Genomic DNA, 17,324 nt, shown 5'->3' on the forward strand with positions numbered 1-17,324 from the left:
TGAGGGTTAGGCGGTTGGCGAGGGGCGCGACTGAACTTCTGTCATGCAAAGTTCACATACGGCTGCTAATGCAAAAAAATCAGCAACGGCACAGGCCGTTGCTGATCAGGTGTTGCGGGTCGTTGAACGCTTGGGTTACAGCGGACGACCGATGCCGTTGCAGACGCTGGTGTTGCCGATGCCTTGCGCGCTGGAAGCGGTAGCGAAGGTGTCGGTGATCGCTTGTTTCCAGTTGCTTGGCAGTGGTACGAAGCGGTTGGCGCTGATGGCAGCGTCGTTGTTATCAACGCTGTCGTAGTGACGCAGGAAGAAGTCTTGCACTTGAGTGGTTTGATTAGCGTCGGCGTAGCACTGGCTGAAGATCACGTTGGTGAAACCCAGGATCGGGTAGCCGGTAGTTGGGTAAGCAAAGGTAGCTGAGCCGCTCGCGGTGGCAGCAAATACTGGGACCCAGTTGTCTTGGTTGGTGGCGTCGATGAACGTGCCATTAGGGCGGGCTTGGGTTGGAGCAAGGATCTGACCGATAGCGGCCGACACGTTGGCAGGCGCAGGCGAAACACCGGCAACCTTGGCGACTTTGGTGGCGTCATCCAGACCGGCCAAAGTAGTCGCGGCGTAATCCGGGCTCATGTAGGTGATACCACCGTCCGTAGCGTTCAGCGCAGTCATCACGCCTTGGCTGCCGGTCGCGGCCACGGAACCGGCCGGCGCGCTATTGGCCACGTTGCCGTAGCTCGACGAGAAGGTGGTGGTGATGGCGAACGTTTTGGCTTCGCTGCACTTGGCGTTCAGGAAGCGGGTGAAGAGTTCAGTGGTACCGCTGGATTCACTGCGGTAAACAACTTTGATCACACCTGTGCGGCCGGAACCGGTGATCTGGTTCCAGTTGGTCAGGCGACCCGAGAACACGCCGCACAGCTGGTTAACGCTCAGGTTAACCGCCGCGGTGCCGGCCTTGTTGAACGGAATGGCAACCGACGTGGCAACCGATGGCACCTGGATCAATTTGCCCCAGGCCGCTTGGTGGTCGTTTTTGTAAGCCAGCAGCTCGGCCGCCGACAGTTTGGAGTCGCTGCCAGCCCAGTGCACGTTCTTGGTGCCAGTGCCGAACTGGCTATAGTCGTTGTTCAGGAACGCCAGCTTACCTTTGCCGCTGCCCACACCGATGTAAGGGGCGAAGCCAGCGGTCAGGACGCCGGCGGTCTGGTACAGCGGCTGTGGCAGAGTCGCGCCACCGCCGTTTACGTCAGCGAATGCAGCCTGTGCCGAGCACAGTGCAGCGAGGGTCATGGATACCGCGAGAACGTTGCGCTTAAACATGAAGAATCTCCTTTCGTCGTGTTTGTACGTTGGGGTAGATGGCTCTTGCATGACGCCATGGCTTCGGTCCCGAGCCGTGTCTCGGGGGTGGCAAGGGGTGAGGCCATGGGTAGGAAATTTCGCAGTTTCCGATGACAGCAAAAGGAAAAAACCTCGGGAGGAAGGGCTTGATTTTTAAAAAGATTCTCGGGTGTTTTGGTCATGATTGTGAGCGGTTTGGCGGCAGGTGACAGCGAGGTTTCAGCGCGGGTTTCGCCAAGGCGGCGCGGGCTGTGGCGCAGGGCCTGGATGTGACGGAATGAGGAACCCGAGGTTGGGAGCCGGCGATATCGGCCTGCCCCAAAACCAGCCTCAGCAGAGTTTCTGATATACCGCATTCTGCTTTACTGGGGCTGCTTCGCAGCCCGACGCGGGGCAAGCCCGCTCACCACAGAGGAACTCACCCGTTTCTGAACGTTGTGTAAATACCCATGGCTATCAGGGGCCCCCCCTCCCACATTTCTCAACTGCATGCATTCAGGTAACGAGTTGGTTGATCTCGATGATCGGCAACAGCACCGCCATCACGATCACCAACACCACCGCGCCCATCACCACGATCATCAGTGGCTCCAGCAACGCGGTCATGCCCATGGCCCGCCGTTCGATATCCCGCGACAAGGTCTGCGCCGCCCGCTCCAGCATCGGTGGCAGCGAGCCGGTTTTTTCGCCACTGGCGATCAGGTGGATCAGCACCGGCGGGAAGACCTTTTCCACCGCCAGTGCCGGGGCCAGGTTGACGCCTTCGCGCACCTTGGCCGTGGCATCGTTGACGCATTGGCTCAGGCGCTCGTTGGACAGGGTTTGCCGCGCCGCTTCCAGGGCCCGCAGCAACGGCACCCCGGCACCGCCGAGGATCGCCAGGGTCGAGGCAAAGCGCGCGGTGTTCAGGCCCAGCACAAAACGCCCGATCAGCGGCAAGCGCAGCACCCGGCTATGCCAGTTCAGGCGCGCCACGGGGTTGCGCAGGTACAGGCGCCAGCCCCAAAAGCCACCGACGATGCCGCCGAAACACAGCCAGCCCCAGGCGCGGATAAAGTCGCTGGCGTTGAGCATCGCCAATGTCAGCCCGGGCAAGTCCTGGCGCGCCTGGGAAAACGCGCTGACCACCTGGGGCACCACGTAGCTGAGCAAAAAAATCACGATACCGATGGACACCAGCCCGACCACACCGGGGTAGATAAACGCGGTGAGGATCTTGCCGCGCAGGTTGTTGCGCTCCTCGATGTAGTCGGCCAGGCGTTCCATCACCTGGGCCAGGTCGCCGGACTCCTCTCCCGCCGCGATCAGTGCGCGGTAGATCGACGGAAAGTCCCGTGGCCGCGCCGCCAGCGCATCCGCCAGACGCATGCCGCCGCGCACGTCGGCACGCACGGCGGCCAGGGTCTGGGCGATGTGTTTTTTCTCCGCCTGTTCCACCGTGGCGCTTAATGCCGCCTCCAGGGGCAGGCTGGCGCCGAGCAGGCTCGCCAGTTGCCGCGTGGCCCAGGCCAGGTCGTTGTCCGACAGCTTGGCGCTGAACAGGCTGCTACCGGCGGCGCTTTGCTGGCCGCCCTCGACCTGCACCAGCAGCGCGGTCAGGCCACGGCCGCGCAGCACGGCAAACGCCCCGCTCTGGCTGTCGGCCTCCAGGTGCCCGGCCTCGACTTTGCCGCTGGCATCGGCGGCTTCATAGCGGTAGCGATTCATCAGGCGTCCCGTGTCACGCGCAGGATTTCTTCCGGTGCGGTGGCGCCGCTGCGCACCCAGCGCTCGCCGTCTTCACGCATACTGAACATCCCCGCACGGCGCGCCGCCACGCGCAGATCCTGCTCGCCGGCGCCCTGGTGGATCAGGCTGCGCACCTCGTCGTCGACGCAAAACAATTCATGGATACCGGTACGTCCGCTGTAGCCGATCTGGTTGCACTGCGCACAGCCCACCGGGCGCCAGGTGCCGGGCGCGGCCGGGTCTTCCTGCTTGCAATGCGGGCACAGGCGGCGGACCAGGCGTTGCGCCAGCACGCCCAGCAGTGACGAGGCCAGCAGGAACGGCTCGACGCCCATGTCGATCAGGCGGTTGACCGCCGACACCGCATCGTTGGTGTGCAGGGTCGCCAGCACCAGGTGCCCGGTGAGCGAGGCCTGCACCGCGATTTGGGCGGTCTCCAGGTCGCGGATTTCACCGATCATGATGATGTCCGGGTCCTGGCGCAGGATCGCCCGCAGGGCCAGGCCGAAGGTCATGTCGATCTTGGCGTTGACCTGGATCTGGCTGATGCCCGGCAGGTCGTATTCCACCGGGTCTTCCACGGTGAGGATATTGCTGGTGCTCGCATCCAGCCGCGCCAGCGCGGCGTACAGGCTGGTGGTCTTGCCGCTGCCCGTAGGCCCGGTGACCAGCACGATGCCATGGGGCTGGCGAATCAAGGTGTCGAGGCGCGCCAGCAGCTGCGGCTCCATGCCCAGGGTCTCCAGCTGCAAACGCCCGGCCTGCTTGTCGAGCAGGCGCATCACCACCCGCTCGCCATGCCCGGTGGGCACGGTCGACACACGAATATCGATGGGCCGCCCGGCCACGCGCAGGGCGATACGGCCATCCTGGGGCAGGCGTTTTTCGGCGATGTCGAGCTGGGCCATGATTTTGATCCGCGACACCAGCGCGCCATGCAGCGCCTTACGCGGCGACACCACATCCCGCAACGTGCCGTCGACGCGGTAGCGCACCACGGAGTGGGTTTCATAGGGCTCGATATGGATATCACTGGCCTCGTCCCGCGCCGCCTGAGTGAGCAAGGCGTTGATCATGCGGATCACCGGTGCGCCGTCCTGGGTGTCGAGCAGGTCGGTGATCTCGGGCATGTCCTGCATCAGGCGGTCGAGGTCGACCTCGTTTTCCGCCGCACCCACCACAGCGGCGGCGCTGCCCGTATCGGCATAAGCACTGGCGAGGAGGCCGTCGAGTTCGTCGTCGCGTACCTGCTCGAGGTGGGCCTGGCCGAACTGGCGCCGTACTTCGCTGATGGACCAGCCGGGGGTTGAGGGGCAGACGGTCAGCAGCATGCCGTCGGCGCCGGGACGCAGGAGGATGCGTTGGGATTTAGCCCAGGCGTAGGGCAGCAGGCTCATACCCCTCTCCCATAGGAATACACAGTGCAAATGTGGGAGGGGCGGTGCGACGATTCGACTTGCCCCCGATAGCGGTGGATCAGTTTGTATATCTGTGGCTGACACACCCTCATCGGGGGCAAGCCCCCTCCCACATTTGGATCTTCATTTGGACTCATGGCCGTGCGCCTACCGGTACGGCGCGAATGACTGCCCTCGGCCCCTGCTGCTGCCCCCCCGGAATCGCCTTCTCCACCGACGGCAATTGCGGCGCCTGCACATCCGGCATCGCCCAGCTGTGTTCCGGTTGCAACCCACCCTGGGCACGACGCATGAATTCATAGCGGTTCAAGGTAATGCTGCGCCCCGCGCCACTGTCGCGAATAATGTAAGGCCGCAAAAACACCATCAGGTTGGTCTTGCTCACACTGCGCTTCTCGTTGCGAAAAAACGCCCCCAACCCCGGAATATCCGAGAGCCACGGCACCGCGTCATTGCTCTGGCTGTAGCCGTCCTGCAACAGCCCGCCCAGCACCATGATCTGCCCATCGTCCAACAGGATGCTGGTATCGATCGCGCGCTTGTTCGTCACCGTGCCCGCCGACACCGATGCCCGTGTGTCCACGGTGCTGACCTCCTGGTAGATATCCAGCTTCACCGTGCCGCCTTCGGAGATCTGCGGGCGTACATTCAGCTTGAGCCCCACCTCTTCGCGCTGCACGGTCTGGAACGGGTTATTGCTGGTACCGCCGCCACCGGTCACATAACTGCCGGTGACGAATGGAATGGTCTGCCCGACGAAAATGCTCGCCGCTTCGTTGTCCAGGGTCAGCAGGTTCGGCGTGGACAGCACGTTGGTGCCGCCCTTGCTCTTCAAGGCACGGGCCAGGACCTTAAGGTCGAGTACCTTGCCGATCCCCGGAATATCCACGGTGCCGTTGACCACGCCAATATTCAGGCCCTTGGGCAGTACGTCGATACTGGTGGGACTGGCGGGCGTGCCCACGACACCGCTGCCCCCCAGGTTCACCCCGCCGAAGCCACCTCTGCCCGCCAGGTTGCCGGCCTGCCATTGCACACCGAACTCGGTGGCATCGTCCTCGCCCACTTCCACGATCAGGCTTTCGATCACCACCTGGGCGCGGCGCTGGTCGAGCATGTCGATCACTTCCCGCAGGTTGCGGTACAGCGGGTCCGGCGCGGAGATCAGCAGGGTGTTGGTGGTGGCGTCGGCCTGGATGGTCACGCCGCCGGCACTGAACGCGGTGTCCTGCTCGTTGGCGGTATTGCCGCTGCTGGTGCCGGTGCTGGAGCCGGTGGCTTGCCCATAGCCCGACTGCACGCCACTACCGGTGGGCGTGCCGCTGCTGTTCTGGGCATTACTCGTGCCCTGGCTGTTATTGCCATTGCCGCCCATGGCACTGAGCTTGCCACGCGCGTCGTCGCTCACGCCGGAATCGCTCTCGCCGGTGAGCAGCCCGCGTAGCGACTGGGCCAGCTTGGCGGCCTGGGCGTTGCGCAGGTACACCACGTGCATATTGCTGGGGTTGCCCTGGGCATTGTCGAGCTTGTAGATGAGGTTGCGCGCCAGCTCCGTACGTTCGGGGCTGCCGGAACGGATGATGATCGAATTGGAGCGCGGGTCACCGACCACGTTGATCTTCTGGGTCTGGTCGGCGCCCTGGGTTTCCAGCAGCTCGGAAACCATGGCGGCGATGTCCACGGCAATGCCGTTCTGAATCTGCACCACATCGGTGTCGATGGCACTGGGGGTGTCGATGCCGCTGATGATCTGGGCGACCCGCGCGAGGTTTTCCGCATAGTCGGTGATGACGATGCTGTTGTTGCCGGGGTAGGCGTTGATCGGGTTGTTCGGCGACACGATGGGGCGCAGCACCGGGATCAGGTTCACCGCATTTTCATATTGCAGGCGGAAGGTGCGCGTCTGCATGCCACTGCTGCCGGCGCTGTAGATCGGCCCGCCGAGCAACTTGGCATCGGCCTCCGGCACCACCTGGGCCACGCCGCCCACATCCACCACACTGAAGCCCTGCATGCGCAGCGCCGCCAGCAGCATGTCGTAGGCCTGATGGGCCGGCACCTGGCCTTCGCTGACCAGGGTGAGCTTGCCCTTTACCCGTGGGTCCACCAGGAACTGCTGGCCGGTGGCACGGGACAGCGCACGCACCACCGCCTGGATATCGGCATCGACAAAGTTGAGCTGCACCGGCTGGTCACCCAGCGGGTTACGCGCCTTGACCGGCGCCGGGGCCTGGCCACGGACGCTGTTGGTCACCGGGTGCTGGACCCGCGGTTTCGGCGCTTCGTCGCGCTGGCGATCCAGCAGGGTATCGCCGCTGCGCCGGGTATCAGCCAGGGGTTGGCCAAGCTCACTGTCCACCAGTAACGGCGTGGTTGACGGGCTGCTGCACGCACTCAAGGCCAGCAACAGCAACGGCGCGGCCTTGCGAAAAGGGAGGACTGACCACTTCATGAAGCTTCCTTAGCGCCAGGCGCCTGATCCATGCGAACGGTCCCGGACACAGTGCCGGCCGAGTTATCGACGGCATCCGCAGCACGTTGCAAACGCGCCTCGGACACCTCCAGGGAAAATGAACGGGGATTGCCCAGCAGCCAGCCCACCACGGCGTCGGCCGGGGCGTTGTCGAAGGTCAGGCGCCAACCGCCGGCGTCCAGCGCCTGCACCTGGAAATGCCCTTGCAGGCCGGCACTGTCCAGGGCCTGGCGCAACGCGGCTTCGTCGGCCTGGCGCGGCGCGGCGACGTCCTGCAACAGCACCTGCAAGGCCTCGGCCTGGGCGCGCAGCCTGGGGGTTTCGGCCTGCCAGTAGTCGATCTTTTTCAACGCCGGCTGCACCAGCACCAGCCAGGTCAGCAGGCTCGCCAGCACCAGCCCGGCGCCGATCAGCAGGCGTTTCTCGCGCAGGGCCAGGCCGCTCCAGAACACCTGGGCCTGGGTGCGCAGGCGCAGCCACCTATTCATCGCCGGCCTCCGGTTTTTCCGTGGCCGGCGCCGGGCCGATGCTCCAGCCCTGCTCATCGCGCGTGGCGGCAAAACCGGCCTGGACCAACGCGGCCTGCCACTCGCCCTCGGCCGCCGGGTTGCGGCTGTCGGCGAGTAGCGCCAGGTGCAAGGTGCCCTGCTCAAAGTTCAGGTTATCGACGCTGCCCACCATAAAGGGCAGGTTGCTGCCTGCCAGTTGCAGCAGGCTGCTGAAGCGTTGGCCCGAATCGGCGGCCGCGCCGCTCTGACGTGCGGCCAACTGTTGACGGGCCTGCTGCAAGGGGTTGAGCACCACGGGTAATTCAGGAAACGCCTGGCGCACCTGTTGGTTCATCAACGCCTTGAGCCGTTGGCCTTCGTCGACCTGGCGCGCGGCATACAGGTTGAGGCCGACGGTCCAGATGGCAGCGGCCAGCGCCACACAAGCCAGCGCCCTGCCCCATCCGGCACCGGAGGCTTGACCGAGGCGAGCGTGCAAGCCCCAGCCAGGCACCGCGCCGCTCCAACGCTGCGCCTCTGCCACCAGCGGCACGTCGAGCGCCTGCAACCCCAGCGGGTGCACAGCGCCCTGCTGCAGGCTGTCGCGGGTCAACAGATAGCCGTCGTCCAACGCCGCCGCCCCCACCGGCAAGGCATAGGGCGCCGGGTACAGGCCGCGCAGCTTGAGCTGCACCTGGGCCAAGACCTGGCCCAGCCGTTCCAGCCCGGCCTTGGGCACCCAGCCCACCTGCACGCGCCCATCGCTTTCGCGCGGGCCGTGGGCCACGTGCATCTGTTCCACCGGCCCGAGGATCAGCGCCTGGGCCGCACAGGCCACCGCCGCCTGGTTTTTTGCTGCGGGCAATGGCGGCAGCTCCAGGCTGGTGAGCAGGCTGTCACGCGCGTGCAGAAAGCAGTCCACCGCCTGCCGGCTCTTGCCCAATTGCGCCAGGCTTTCCTGCCCCTCGGACACCACCACGCCACGCTCGAGCCAGGCAAATTTCACCTGGCTTTCAGCACAGACCTGATCCAGCGGCGGCAAGGCAATGCGCAAGCGTTTCATACGCCCACCCGCGACCAGATCACCCTGGGCTCACGGTCTTCGGGGCGGTGCAGCAACGCGTCGATCGTCACCCGCCGGCGCTCGCGTCGCGCCTGGCCCTGCAAACGAAACCACTCGCTGGTGATGCCCACCTGCACCGACTCCAACTCGACCTGGGGCAAGTGCAGGCGGTTGACGAAATCCCCACGGTTGATAAACCAATGGCCATTGTCGCGCTCGGCCACCAGCCCATGGGCCTGGGACAGGCTGAGCTGCGGCACCACCGCGCTGAGCACTTCGGCACTCGCGGTGTTGCCGTTGACCCAGGTATTGCCGGGCAGCACGCTGACGTACGCCTGCAAGCGCTGCAACACCTCCGGGGTCAGGCCTTCGAGACCACTGAGGTCGTCGAGGCTGCGCAGCATCGGGTATTTGGCGGGCTGCCCGTTCTGTTCGTAGGAGGCAATCACCCGCTGGCTGATGCGCCGGCTCACGGCCGGGGCCACGCCCAGGGTGCGGCACAGGCGCTCGAAGCTCTGCAATTGCTCGGCATCGGGCTGCTGGCGGTTAACCAGGTTGCGCAGGTTGAACTTGCCCTGTTCATCGTCGATCCGCCCCTCGAACACGCCGGCCTGGGCCCGCGCCCAGGGCTGGTCAAGGCGGGTCAGCACGTCCTTCTGGCGCGCCTCCCAGAGCATCTGCCGGCTGCGTTCAAGACCACCGAGCAACAGCCATTGGCCCTGCACGCGCGACTGTTCGGCTTCCAGGCTGCGGGTGAATACGGTCTGGCGCGTGAGCATGCCGCCGGCGATCACCGCCACCACCGCCGCGATCAGCAAGGCACTGATAATCGCCATGCCGCGCTGCTTCGCCGCTGGGGGCGAATACCCTTTCATGGCGCGCCTTACAACTGCCAGGAGCCGATATCGGCATTCACGCCATCGCCATCCGGTTGGCCGTCGGCGCCCAGGGAGAACACATCGACTTCACCGTTGGCGCCTGGGTTGAGGTAGTGATACGGATGGCCCCAGGGGTCGTTGGGCAAGCGCTCGAGGTAGGCGCGCCAGTTGCTGTTCTTGGCATCCGCCGGGCGCTCCACCAGCACTTTCAGGCCCTGGTTCATGCTCGGGTAGGTGCCGTGATCGAGGCGATACAGCTTCAACGCCTGCATCAACCCGCCGATGTCCTGTTTCGCGGCGGTGGCCCGCGCCTGGTCCGGGCGATCGAGGACCTTGGGCACCACCATCGCCGCGAGGATCCCGAGGATGACCACCACCACCATGATCTCGATCAAGGTGAAGCCACGCTGGCCGCGAGGGCCTGGCAATGGGGATGTTAGGCGCGCGATATCCATCTCGACATTCCTTGGCTTGGGTACATTTCGTGGCGCAGTGTTGCAAGAACACATGTCAGTCGTATTGAAAATCCTCGGGAGTTTCGGTCGCCAATCGGTCAACTGCCGGCGCTAGTCTGCGGGCCTGTTTCCCGGCTTTGAGAACCCCATGTACGGCCGTCGCAAGGAGCAAGGTTTTACCCTGATCGAGGTGCTGGTGGCGCTGGCGATTATCGCTGTGGCGATGGCCGCCGCCATCCGCGTGGCCGGGTTGATGACCCAGGGCAACGGCCTGCTGCGGGACAAATCCATGGGGTTGCTGGCGGCGCAGAGTCGCCTGGCGGAGTTGCGCCTGGAGGGGCATTTGCGCGACGGCACAAAGACCTTCAGCTGTGACCAGGGGCGCTTGAAGCTGCGATGCGAACAGACCATCAGTCGCGATGGCCGCCTGTTTCAAGTCAATGTGCAGGTGCTCGACGCCAGCCGCGAGGCGCCGCCGCTGGCCCGCGTGGAGACACAGGTCAGGGCCGAGTGAGCCGCGGCAAGGCCGGCCCATCGGGCAACTTGTCGAGGTTGACGCGCAGCTTCTCGCCGCCGCGCTCGATCTCGACCCCGTCGCCTTCGATGGCCGTGAGCCGCACGCCCGGGCTGAGGCGCTCGCCCAGCAGGAAACTGCGCGGCGGGCCGTCGTTGAGACTGAGGATCGCCACCGCACCGCGCGCCCCGGCCAGCACCCCAGAGACCTTGACCTGCAACGCCGCCGGCGCATTGGAAAACCATTGCAGCGCCGGGTTATCGCTGCGCGCCGCCAGCACCTGGGGCGCGGCCTGGGGCGTATGGGACTCGGCGGACGTCAGCAACAGCGGCGTCCAGACCGCCACACCGGCCAATGCCGCCAGCAACGCCACGATCTGCACACCGTGGGCCGGTGAGAAACGCAGGGTGAATGCCATGGGAAGGACCTCCTGTTTGTCCATGGCACCAGCCTACAGGCCAATTCGCACGTTTTTATTTCACAAGCTCACCAGCTTTCGAGGGGCCTACCGATGAAACAGCAAGGCTTCACCCTGATCGAGTTGATGGTGGTGCTGGTGATCATCGGCATCGCCAGCGCCGCCATCAGCCTGACCATCAAGCCCGACCCGCTGCACCTGCTGCGCAAGGACGCCGAGCGCCTGAGCCAACTGCTGCAAGTGGCCCAGGCCGAAGCCCGCGCGGACGGCCGCCCGATCACCTGGCACGCCGACGCCAAGGGCTTTCGCTTCAACCGCCGCACCGACGATGGCAGCGGCGTCGAAGCGTTCCAGGGCGATACCCAACTGCGCCCGCGCCTGTGGGAAAGCACACCGATGCACATCAATATCGAACCCCGGCAAACCCTGGTGCTCGACGCCGAATGGATCAACCCACCCGTGCGCATCGTGCTGTCCGACGGCCAACACAGCCTCAGCCTGCAACGCGACACCGCCGGCCTGATGCGCGTGGTGAGCCAGCCATGAAGCGATCCGAGCAAGGCTTCACCCTGATCGAAGTGATGGTGGCGATCATGCTTATGGCCGTGGTCAGCGTGATCGCCTGGCGCGGCCTGGACAGCGTCACCCGCGCCGACCAGCACCTGCAGGCGAGCAGCGAACAGACCGAAGTGCTGCTCCGCGCCCTGAACCAGCTGCAGCGCGACATCAGCCTGCGCGCCGGCGTCGAACTGAACGCCTCGGAGCCCTCAAAGAACAGTGCAGAAAAGCTCGATGGACTGGCGGCGATCACCGTGCGCAGTTCCGACAGCAAAGGCTTTCGGCTGGACATCATTCGCAGCGCACCCGTCGCCGGCGATGGCCTGCAACGGGTGCGCTGGTGGCTCAAGGGCGACAGTTTGTATCGCGCTGCGGCCCCCGCCCGAGACCGCTATCCGCTGCCGGCGGCGAAGGATGGGGTGGTGGTGTTGAGCGGGGTCCGTGATTTGCAGGTGCGGGTGTGGGAGGCGGATAAGGGCTGGCGGCAGTTGAGCGGGAATCGGCGCGAGGATCCGTTGGGACTGGAGATCAGTTTGGTGCGGGAGACGCCGCAGGGGGTGGAGAAGTATCGGCAGGTGGTGGGGCCACTGAGATAGCCGTCCCCCACTCGCGCTTCTCATGTAGCTGGCGAGCGCAAGACATTGCAAAGCAGTCGGTTCACTAACTGACCATCCTGAAGAACGACATAGTTACTTGAGTCAACTTTGTCTCTGAGATTAGCGTTGGAACACCTGTTGGGTGATCTGGGGATCACTCGGTCAGACCCCGTTTACCCCCCACTTAACTGCAGAAAGGGTGCAGGTAGGGTGCAAAAACACCGGCGCAAGGCCGGTGTCAGTGGAGTAAGTTTAAGAGAACTCTATTTTTCACTCTGAAAGAGGAATGGAGCGGCCATCGGCAATAACAAATTGATTACCTTCGATTCGAGCCAGCAGCAACCCGAGGCCTTCGGCACCGGCTTTAATATCCTTTCTCCAGCCGTCAATATCACCGTGATATATGACAGCGTGAAACAGTGGGTCATCTATACGTCTCGAAGAGCCCCTTGTAACTTTGTGCCTTATCAATTGCGCGCTTCCCAGTCACGACAACAGGACTGGTTGTCTCTAGAGCCGTTGCTGCGCCTTTTGCACCATCAACTATCTTGCATCAATATCTTTACAAAAATCTCAAATGCTTGAGAAACAGATTCTTCCTCTTCTGGAGAAAGCAACACATTCATAACCTGCTCATCAAGAGCACAGTCATATATATCAATACCCACCCAACCTTTAGACCAAAATTCGACAGTTCCTAGCTTGTTAAAACCTTCCAGCTCTATCCTTTCAAGGTCACCAAAATCCCCATCAGCAAATGATGAGTGCTCTAGAGAAAACCCCTTCAAAAGTGGTTTTACGCTTTCATTAAACCAAGAGCCATCCATAAGACTTCTCACTTCTTATCTAGAATTTCAATGTTCTTGACCGTCGGAAGATGCTCGCCGCCCTGCTTATTAAGCAAGAACTGCTGAGACTTACCTTCATCAGGGCCAATCATTTTAAACCAGCCATCTTTCCCGCCCTGCAGCAAGCTGTTAGCTGGAACATCAAACTCAACATAGACAGAGCCTCTGGGTGCAGCTTCTTTAAAGTCGGAGATGCCATTAGTCGAAACAAAGGTTTGTCCTCCAGCGCCTTGCACCACTTTATTTGCATTTTGCATCTGCACCAGCTCATCAGGAGGCATCCAAATCCGCCAAGGCCCTCATTTACTCCGACCAGAGGACGGGACCACTATGGCCCAGCGAGGAAAACCAGACACACTTTAATGTAACCTTAACGCCATTCGACTGCTGAATCAGTCTCAACGATTCTCGATGGGGAGTGTTTTTTTACCAACCAATCCACATGCGCCCTAATATCTTTTGAAAGAAAATATCCCTCAATAGATACAAACCAACCTGATTCTTTCACTCTCCTTGTTACTCCACGACTATTAGTAACACTACTCCCCACAACATTAACTGAAATCAGCACAACCGTCATAAGGCGAGTGATTTTTTCCAGACTCATACCCCCAGGATATATCATTAATTTTACATAGCATTCGGCACACGTCTCAAACTCTGGCGAAACAAGAGTTATCCTAGACTCTTTATCCATGGCAATTAACCTCTTAGGACCACTTGGGATCAGGCCTCGTCTACCTTTAATGAACGTAATATTTTTCGAGGAGTATATTAATTTTTCACCACCTCCTAGAAGTCGACTCCATGCAAACTTTAGAAGAACTGTTCCACCCATGGCTTTTAGACCAACTAATATTCCACAATTACATTTACAGCTTCCCCCTTAATAGCTACTCGCCCCCAGTCACCGGTCAGCTCATAGCTACCCTCACAACCAAAAAAACTGTCAATATTTCCACAATCAAACTCACCCAAAGCATCTGCATATGCCACAAAATTCCTGTCAAGCCACTCGAAAGAATCCGCATTTAGAAAGCGCAATAAAACCCTTCTGTAGCAATATATCTCTCCTTCTTGTGGCTTTTTATATTTCGGATGTTTTTCAGTAAGGACTGCTTCCAACTCAAAGACCAGAGAGCTCTTTTCCTCACGAACGGATAAAACATAGCTATCTTCGAGATAAATATCTGAAAGCGATGGAATATCATAATAGTTCATATTTATTCTCACAAATCAAAGTCAATTAGTGTGTGATTATCTGGACTTTTTCTTGTTACCGGATTACCAAAGACGTCTGTTCTTTGACCTGCTGCGTTTTTAAACTCAACATGTGGATGAGCACTTCCTGGTGCCCGTGAACTGCCTTGCTTGATTGTGAGATCCCTCAGGCCCCGCTTACCCCCTATCTATCAATGTTCGCGCTCCTAGAAGCATCTTTGAAAAACTGATCGGCATCACCCATAAAGTCAGTTGCCCCCGAAACCGTCTCGCCAACTGAAACACTTACTCTTTCTTTCATCTAATCAGAATTTATGCCTACTTTAAATTTACACCATAATGGAAACTCACCTGAAAACACAAAAAAATCATCAACGTATTTCAAACCAAGTGCCTCTAAGCGCCGAGCAAGCTCATCCGCCGCCTCTTCTCCAAAACATGGCCCAAAGCAAACCAAATCATCATTTTTATCAAGTGGCGCATCGAATTCAAGCACCGCTGACAGTCCATTAATATCTATACGCTTAAATAATAACTCTTTCCGACGAATAACTATTCCATATTCAACAACATAAATAAAACTCATGGTATTACCCCCTGGGGTCACTCGGGGTCAGACCCCGTTTACCCTCTATTTCGCACGCCAATCTGGGTATTATGACCGAGGACCGACTCGCCACAGGTCTTCGGAAGTGTAGAAGCTGTTTAACCTCCAATCGTGGCTGTGACTTTTGCACCGCTTCAACCCAGTAACAGGACGTTGTTTTTCATTAAATCACACTCTAGAAAGCTTCCACAGTATCGCGTAAGGCAGCTCATCATCAACAATATCATGCAAGCGAAAATAATAAACAGCCAATAAACTTTCTAAGCCCTTATGAACAAATGCACCATCAGACATAACACGATAAGAGGCGTACTCCATAAACTTGTCAGAACCAAGAGAGCTAAGGGCATTTTTTATCTGACTATAGGTCTCCCCCGCCCCAACTGGAAGCAATTCAGGCGGCGGCCGGCATACGGCCATGTCATCATTTTCAACATCCCTGTAGTAGGCTCTTCTAAATGCAGGCTCACTGCAGGCCCAGTAGAGGGATAGCAAACGAAGTTTTTCCTCTCCCTCATCAGAAGACTCGTCAGCTAAAAAATACTGATCGTCTGAAATTTTTTATGCACCGTCGTCCATAGCGATAACGCATTGCTCCCGTACATCAACGGCGCCCCCAACTTTTGATTTGCACAGCGATGACCATTCTTTCATTTTAAATACCTCGAGCCTATTGTGGCCATTTGAATATTCGGCCTTCGACCCTGCCAGCCTTAAGCGCACTCTCTGCGGCTGCGTTGGCCGATCCCTCCGGCATATTTTTAACGGAATTTATGATCTCTGACTGCCAGGCCTATAACTTTAAATCTGGCAAGGAAGTCGGATAGTACCGTGATCGACTAATTTCATTTCACCAGACGGCAAGCCGCTCGCAGTTCCTTTTGCATCTAATCAGCAGCTGTAAAAAAATGTTTATCTAGATCAACAGGAGGAAACTGACCAGGTAGAATTTTTGACGAAATATCTCTGCTAAGCAGCTTTAAAATAAACTCAACACAGCCGAAGTTGTAGATTTCCTCTTCCCCCTGATCCGAGCTATGAATAGCAACTTTCCATGAGTCTGGCTCCCCATCAACCAACCAAACAAAAGTTTCTCCATTATCCGTTACCGCCCAAGGAAGAAAAGAGCCTTCCGCAGGGTAATCTGGTCTTGGATAGTCCGATAAAAATTCCTGCCTCATTACAGCGTACGCGTCTATAAAATATTGGCTTTTGTCAAAATTCAAATTTGAGTTTTCTGAAAATGGATCTAACACCCATACGAAATCGTCTACTGCTCCACATCCGTAAATTGATATGAACTGTTTAAAATCAGATGGTAATCGCAGACCTCCCTCAGATTCAAAGGTCGCCCAAGCCGCATTATCAAAGATTCGCTGAGAGGGTGGCGAAAGGAGAGCAATCAGTTCATTTATCATTCTTACTTAACTCCACTCACGTTCGGAATTGATACATCAAGAGTAAAACCGCCTGACCCACGAGCAGACAACGTTACACCGGTTGGCATTGGGTTTGTACCTGTATAAATGGGCACAGCACTATAGCTTACTGTTTCACCACTGGTCCGGTCGATTGGTTACGAGTGGCGCAGCTCGTTTGTAAACAGTCGGTAACGTGCCTCAACAAAAACGTGCTGACCCCACACCCGAGAGAAGTTGCATTGAGTTGCTCTAAGTTGCTCTGATTGGCATTAATTTTCTTTAAGTTGCACTAATTTGCAATAATCAAAAATTTTCGCACCAACCTATTTGCCCTCCTTAAGTGCGGACGCCCATGCATTCTCCATAGATCTCCAAGTATCTTTATTCAAATTCCCATTCATGGGAAGAAGGTTCAATCTCTCCCAAGGACCGTTGAATATACTAGCAATCAAGTGCCCACCCTCGCCCCCACTGACGCCGCACTTGCCTGCCACACATTGCTGACATGTACTCCAATCATTTTTAGTTAATAAAAGATTTGACTAGACCCTCTCACGCGGCCCAAGCCATCTGTTGGGAAGGTTTTATTCACATCGATTTTATATACGGTATTCGGCACAGGCTTATTCAACTCTTTGTTTCATGCACCTTTACCACCAGAACTAATCTAACTTCCCGTAAAGCTTGCCCTGTTCCTTTTGCACCTGCTGCATCTTGATAAAGTCAAAAACCTGACCAAACAGCCGCTCAACATTTGGCGACGCATCGAGACGCGCAAGCGCTTCATCTGACGTTAAAGGCATGTCATAAGGCTCAAACCCTCGACGAACAGCAATACCGTACAAAACATGTTCGTCATCTTCCGCATGCTCCCAATGGGGGACATAGCCAATTACCTTATAGACCTTGAAAATTTCATCATGGAAATCCATTAAGTCATGTAAGAATACTGGAGTGTTATTCAGCGCCAAAGCTTGAGCGCACCACAAATTAAGCTCATCCCTGCTTATAGCCCCACAAAATAGACAGGTGATAACGAATGCCATCAGCTCATCACTGAAGCAACTAGGATCACTCAGACTCACATTCCACCGCCCATGACTTCGCCACCAATATGCCCCGTCTTCTTATGAATGAGTTCAGGGACCAACTGCATTCGTCCACTATCCTGATGGTGATGCCACGTATACCCATCGATTTTCTTTGCCCCCTCGCTAATCTGCTGGAGCTGCTTGCTTATCCACTCCAGTCAATTAGAGTCTTACCCCGTCTACCCTGAATTACTCCGCCCTTCAAG

21 protein-coding genes and 1 pseudogene are annotated in these 17,324 nt (G+C 58.7%); 3 read left to right on the forward strand and 19 right to left on the reverse strand.

Annotation, left to right across the window (positions count from 1 at the left end):
* Positions 1–135 precede the first annotated feature (135 nt).
* From AC07OT_RS15515 to gspG, 8 genes are all read right to left on the reverse strand, one after another.
* A complete protein-coding gene (locus tag AC07OT_RS15515) occupies positions 136–1,320 on the reverse strand; it encodes a substrate-binding domain-containing protein (RefSeq protein WP_495108430.1) in 1,185 nt (394 codons plus the stop codon).
* 516 nt (positions 1,321–1,836) lie between these two features.
* Entirely contained in the window at positions 1,837–3,048 is a 1,212-nt protein-coding gene (gene gspF / locus AC07OT_RS15520; RefSeq protein WP_141157431.1) for a type II secretion system inner membrane protein GspF, read from the reverse strand.
* On the reverse strand, positions 3,048–4,466 hold the full coding sequence (gene gspE, locus AC07OT_RS15525; protein ID WP_027607540.1) for a type II secretion system ATPase GspE: 1,419 nt from the start codon (positions 4,464–4,466) through the stop codon (positions 3,048–3,050). Before gspE ends, gspF begins: the two co-directional genes overlap by 1 nt.
* Positions 4,467–4,620: 154 nt before the next feature.
* Complete coding sequence (gene gspD / locus AC07OT_RS15530) at positions 4,621–6,939, reverse strand: type II secretion system secretin GspD (protein ID WP_495108431.1); 2,319 nt, start codon at positions 6,937–6,939, stop codon at positions 4,621–4,623.
* Positions 6,936–7,448, reverse strand: coding sequence for a type II secretion system protein M (locus tag AC07OT_RS15535; protein ID WP_141157428.1), 513 nt, complete (start codon positions 7,446–7,448; stop codon positions 6,936–6,938). The genes gspD and AC07OT_RS15535 overlap by 4 nt, the downstream gene beginning before the upstream one ends.
* Complete coding sequence (gspL, locus tag AC07OT_RS15540; RefSeq protein WP_495108432.1) at positions 7,441–8,511, reverse strand: type II secretion system protein GspL; 1,071 nt, start codon at positions 8,509–8,511, stop codon at positions 7,441–7,443. Before gspL ends, AC07OT_RS15535 begins: the two co-directional genes overlap by 8 nt.
* Positions 8,508–9,386 carry a type II secretion system minor pseudopilin GspK gene (gspK, locus tag AC07OT_RS15545; protein WP_281113440.1) on the reverse strand — a complete coding sequence of 293 codons (879 nt, stop codon included), beginning with the start codon at positions 9,384–9,386 and terminating at the stop codon, positions 8,508–8,510. The genes gspL and gspK overlap by 4 nt, the downstream gene beginning before the upstream one ends.
* An 8-nt stretch (positions 9,387–9,394) precedes the next feature.
* Positions 9,395–9,844, reverse strand: a complete 450-nt coding sequence (gene gspG / locus AC07OT_RS15550) for a type II secretion system major pseudopilin GspG (RefSeq protein WP_053140795.1) — start codon at positions 9,842–9,844, stop codon at positions 9,395–9,397.
* Positions 9,845–9,992: 148 nt separating this feature from the next.
* Between gspG and gspI the strand changes: the two genes are divergently transcribed.
* On the forward strand, positions 9,993–10,358 hold the full coding sequence (gene gspI / locus AC07OT_RS15555) for a type II secretion system minor pseudopilin GspI (protein ID WP_027607546.1): 366 nt from the start codon (positions 9,993–9,995) through the stop codon (positions 10,356–10,358).
* On the opposite strand, the gene AC07OT_RS15560 is transcribed toward gspI, so the two are convergent.
* Positions 10,345–10,776, reverse strand: coding sequence for a type II secretion system protein N (locus AC07OT_RS15560; protein WP_027607547.1), 432 nt, complete (start codon positions 10,774–10,776; stop codon positions 10,345–10,347). The genes gspI and AC07OT_RS15560 overlap by 14 nt on opposite strands.
* Positions 10,777–10,869: 93 nt before the next feature.
* On the opposite strand from AC07OT_RS15560, the gene gspH reads away from it, so the two are divergent.
* Together gspH and AC07OT_RS15570 are read left to right on the forward strand one after the other, a co-directional pair.
* Positions 10,870–11,322 (forward strand): type II secretion system minor pseudopilin GspH, encoded by a 453-nt coding sequence (gene gspH, locus AC07OT_RS15565; RefSeq protein ID WP_495108433.1) that lies wholly within the window; start codon positions 10,870–10,872, stop codon positions 11,320–11,322.
* Positions 11,319–11,930: a type II secretion system protein GspJ gene (locus AC07OT_RS15570; RefSeq protein ID WP_495108434.1), complete on the forward strand. Its 612-nt coding sequence runs from the start codon at positions 11,319–11,321 to the stop codon at positions 11,928–11,930. The genes gspH and AC07OT_RS15570 overlap by 4 nt, the downstream gene beginning before the upstream one ends.
* A 539-nt stretch (positions 11,931–12,469) precedes the next feature.
* Here the strand turns inward: AC07OT_RS15570 and AC07OT_RS15575 are convergent.
* The 10 genes and pseudogenes from AC07OT_RS15575 to AC07OT_RS15620 all read right to left on the reverse strand — a co-directional run bounded on the left by AC07OT_RS15575 (position 12,470) and on the right by AC07OT_RS15620 (position 17,276).
* On the reverse strand, positions 12,470–12,757 hold the full coding sequence (locus AC07OT_RS15575) for a hypothetical protein (protein WP_477748201.1): 288 nt from the start codon (positions 12,755–12,757) through the stop codon (positions 12,470–12,472).
* 8 nt (positions 12,758–12,765) lie between these two features.
* Positions 12,766–13,059 (reverse strand): TreTu family toxin, encoded by a 294-nt coding sequence (locus tag AC07OT_RS15580; RefSeq protein ID WP_281113442.1) that lies wholly within the window; start codon positions 13,057–13,059, stop codon positions 12,766–12,768.
* An 89-nt stretch (positions 13,060–13,148) separates the two neighbouring features.
* Positions 13,149–13,475 (reverse strand): hypothetical protein, encoded by a 327-nt coding sequence (locus tag AC07OT_RS15585; RefSeq protein ID WP_495108435.1) that lies wholly within the window; start codon positions 13,473–13,475, stop codon positions 13,149–13,151.
* Between the two features lie 155 nt (positions 13,476–13,630).
* On the reverse strand, positions 13,631–13,999 hold the full coding sequence (locus AC07OT_RS15590; RefSeq protein ID WP_495108436.1) for a hypothetical protein: 369 nt from the start codon (positions 13,997–13,999) through the stop codon (positions 13,631–13,633).
* A gap of 301 nt (positions 14,000–14,300) precedes the next feature.
* The gene (locus AC07OT_RS15595; RefSeq protein ID WP_495108437.1) at positions 14,301–14,585 is read right to left on the reverse strand and encodes a hypothetical protein; all 285 of its coding nucleotides are present in this window, start codon (positions 14,583–14,585) and stop codon (positions 14,301–14,303) included.
* A gap of 189 nt (positions 14,586–14,774) precedes the next feature.
* Positions 14,775–15,101 carry a hypothetical protein gene (locus AC07OT_RS15600; RefSeq protein ID WP_495108438.1) on the reverse strand — a complete coding sequence of 109 codons (327 nt, stop codon included), beginning with the start codon at positions 15,099–15,101 and terminating at the stop codon, positions 14,775–14,777.
* A gap of 392 nt (positions 15,102–15,493) precedes the next feature.
* Positions 15,494–16,024, reverse strand: a complete 531-nt coding sequence (locus AC07OT_RS15605) for an SMI1/KNR4 family protein (RefSeq protein ID WP_141157422.1) — start codon at positions 16,022–16,024, stop codon at positions 15,494–15,496.
* Between the two features lie 326 nt (positions 16,025–16,350).
* Positions 16,351–16,542: pseudogene (locus AC07OT_RS15610) on the reverse strand (DNA/RNA non-specific endonuclease); the annotation flags it as partial.
* 147 nt (positions 16,543–16,689) lie between these two features.
* Positions 16,690–17,073, reverse strand: coding sequence for a hypothetical protein (locus tag AC07OT_RS15615; protein ID WP_495108439.1), 384 nt, complete (start codon positions 17,071–17,073; stop codon positions 16,690–16,692).
* Positions 17,074–17,108: 35 nt separating this feature from the next.
* Complete coding sequence (locus tag AC07OT_RS15620; protein ID WP_495108509.1) at positions 17,109–17,276, reverse strand: HNH endonuclease; 168 nt, start codon at positions 17,274–17,276, stop codon at positions 17,109–17,111.
* Positions 17,277–17,324 lie beyond the last annotated feature (48 nt).

The sequence above is a fragment of the Pseudomonas sp. GW821-FHT09C10 genome (assembly GCF_059418085.1).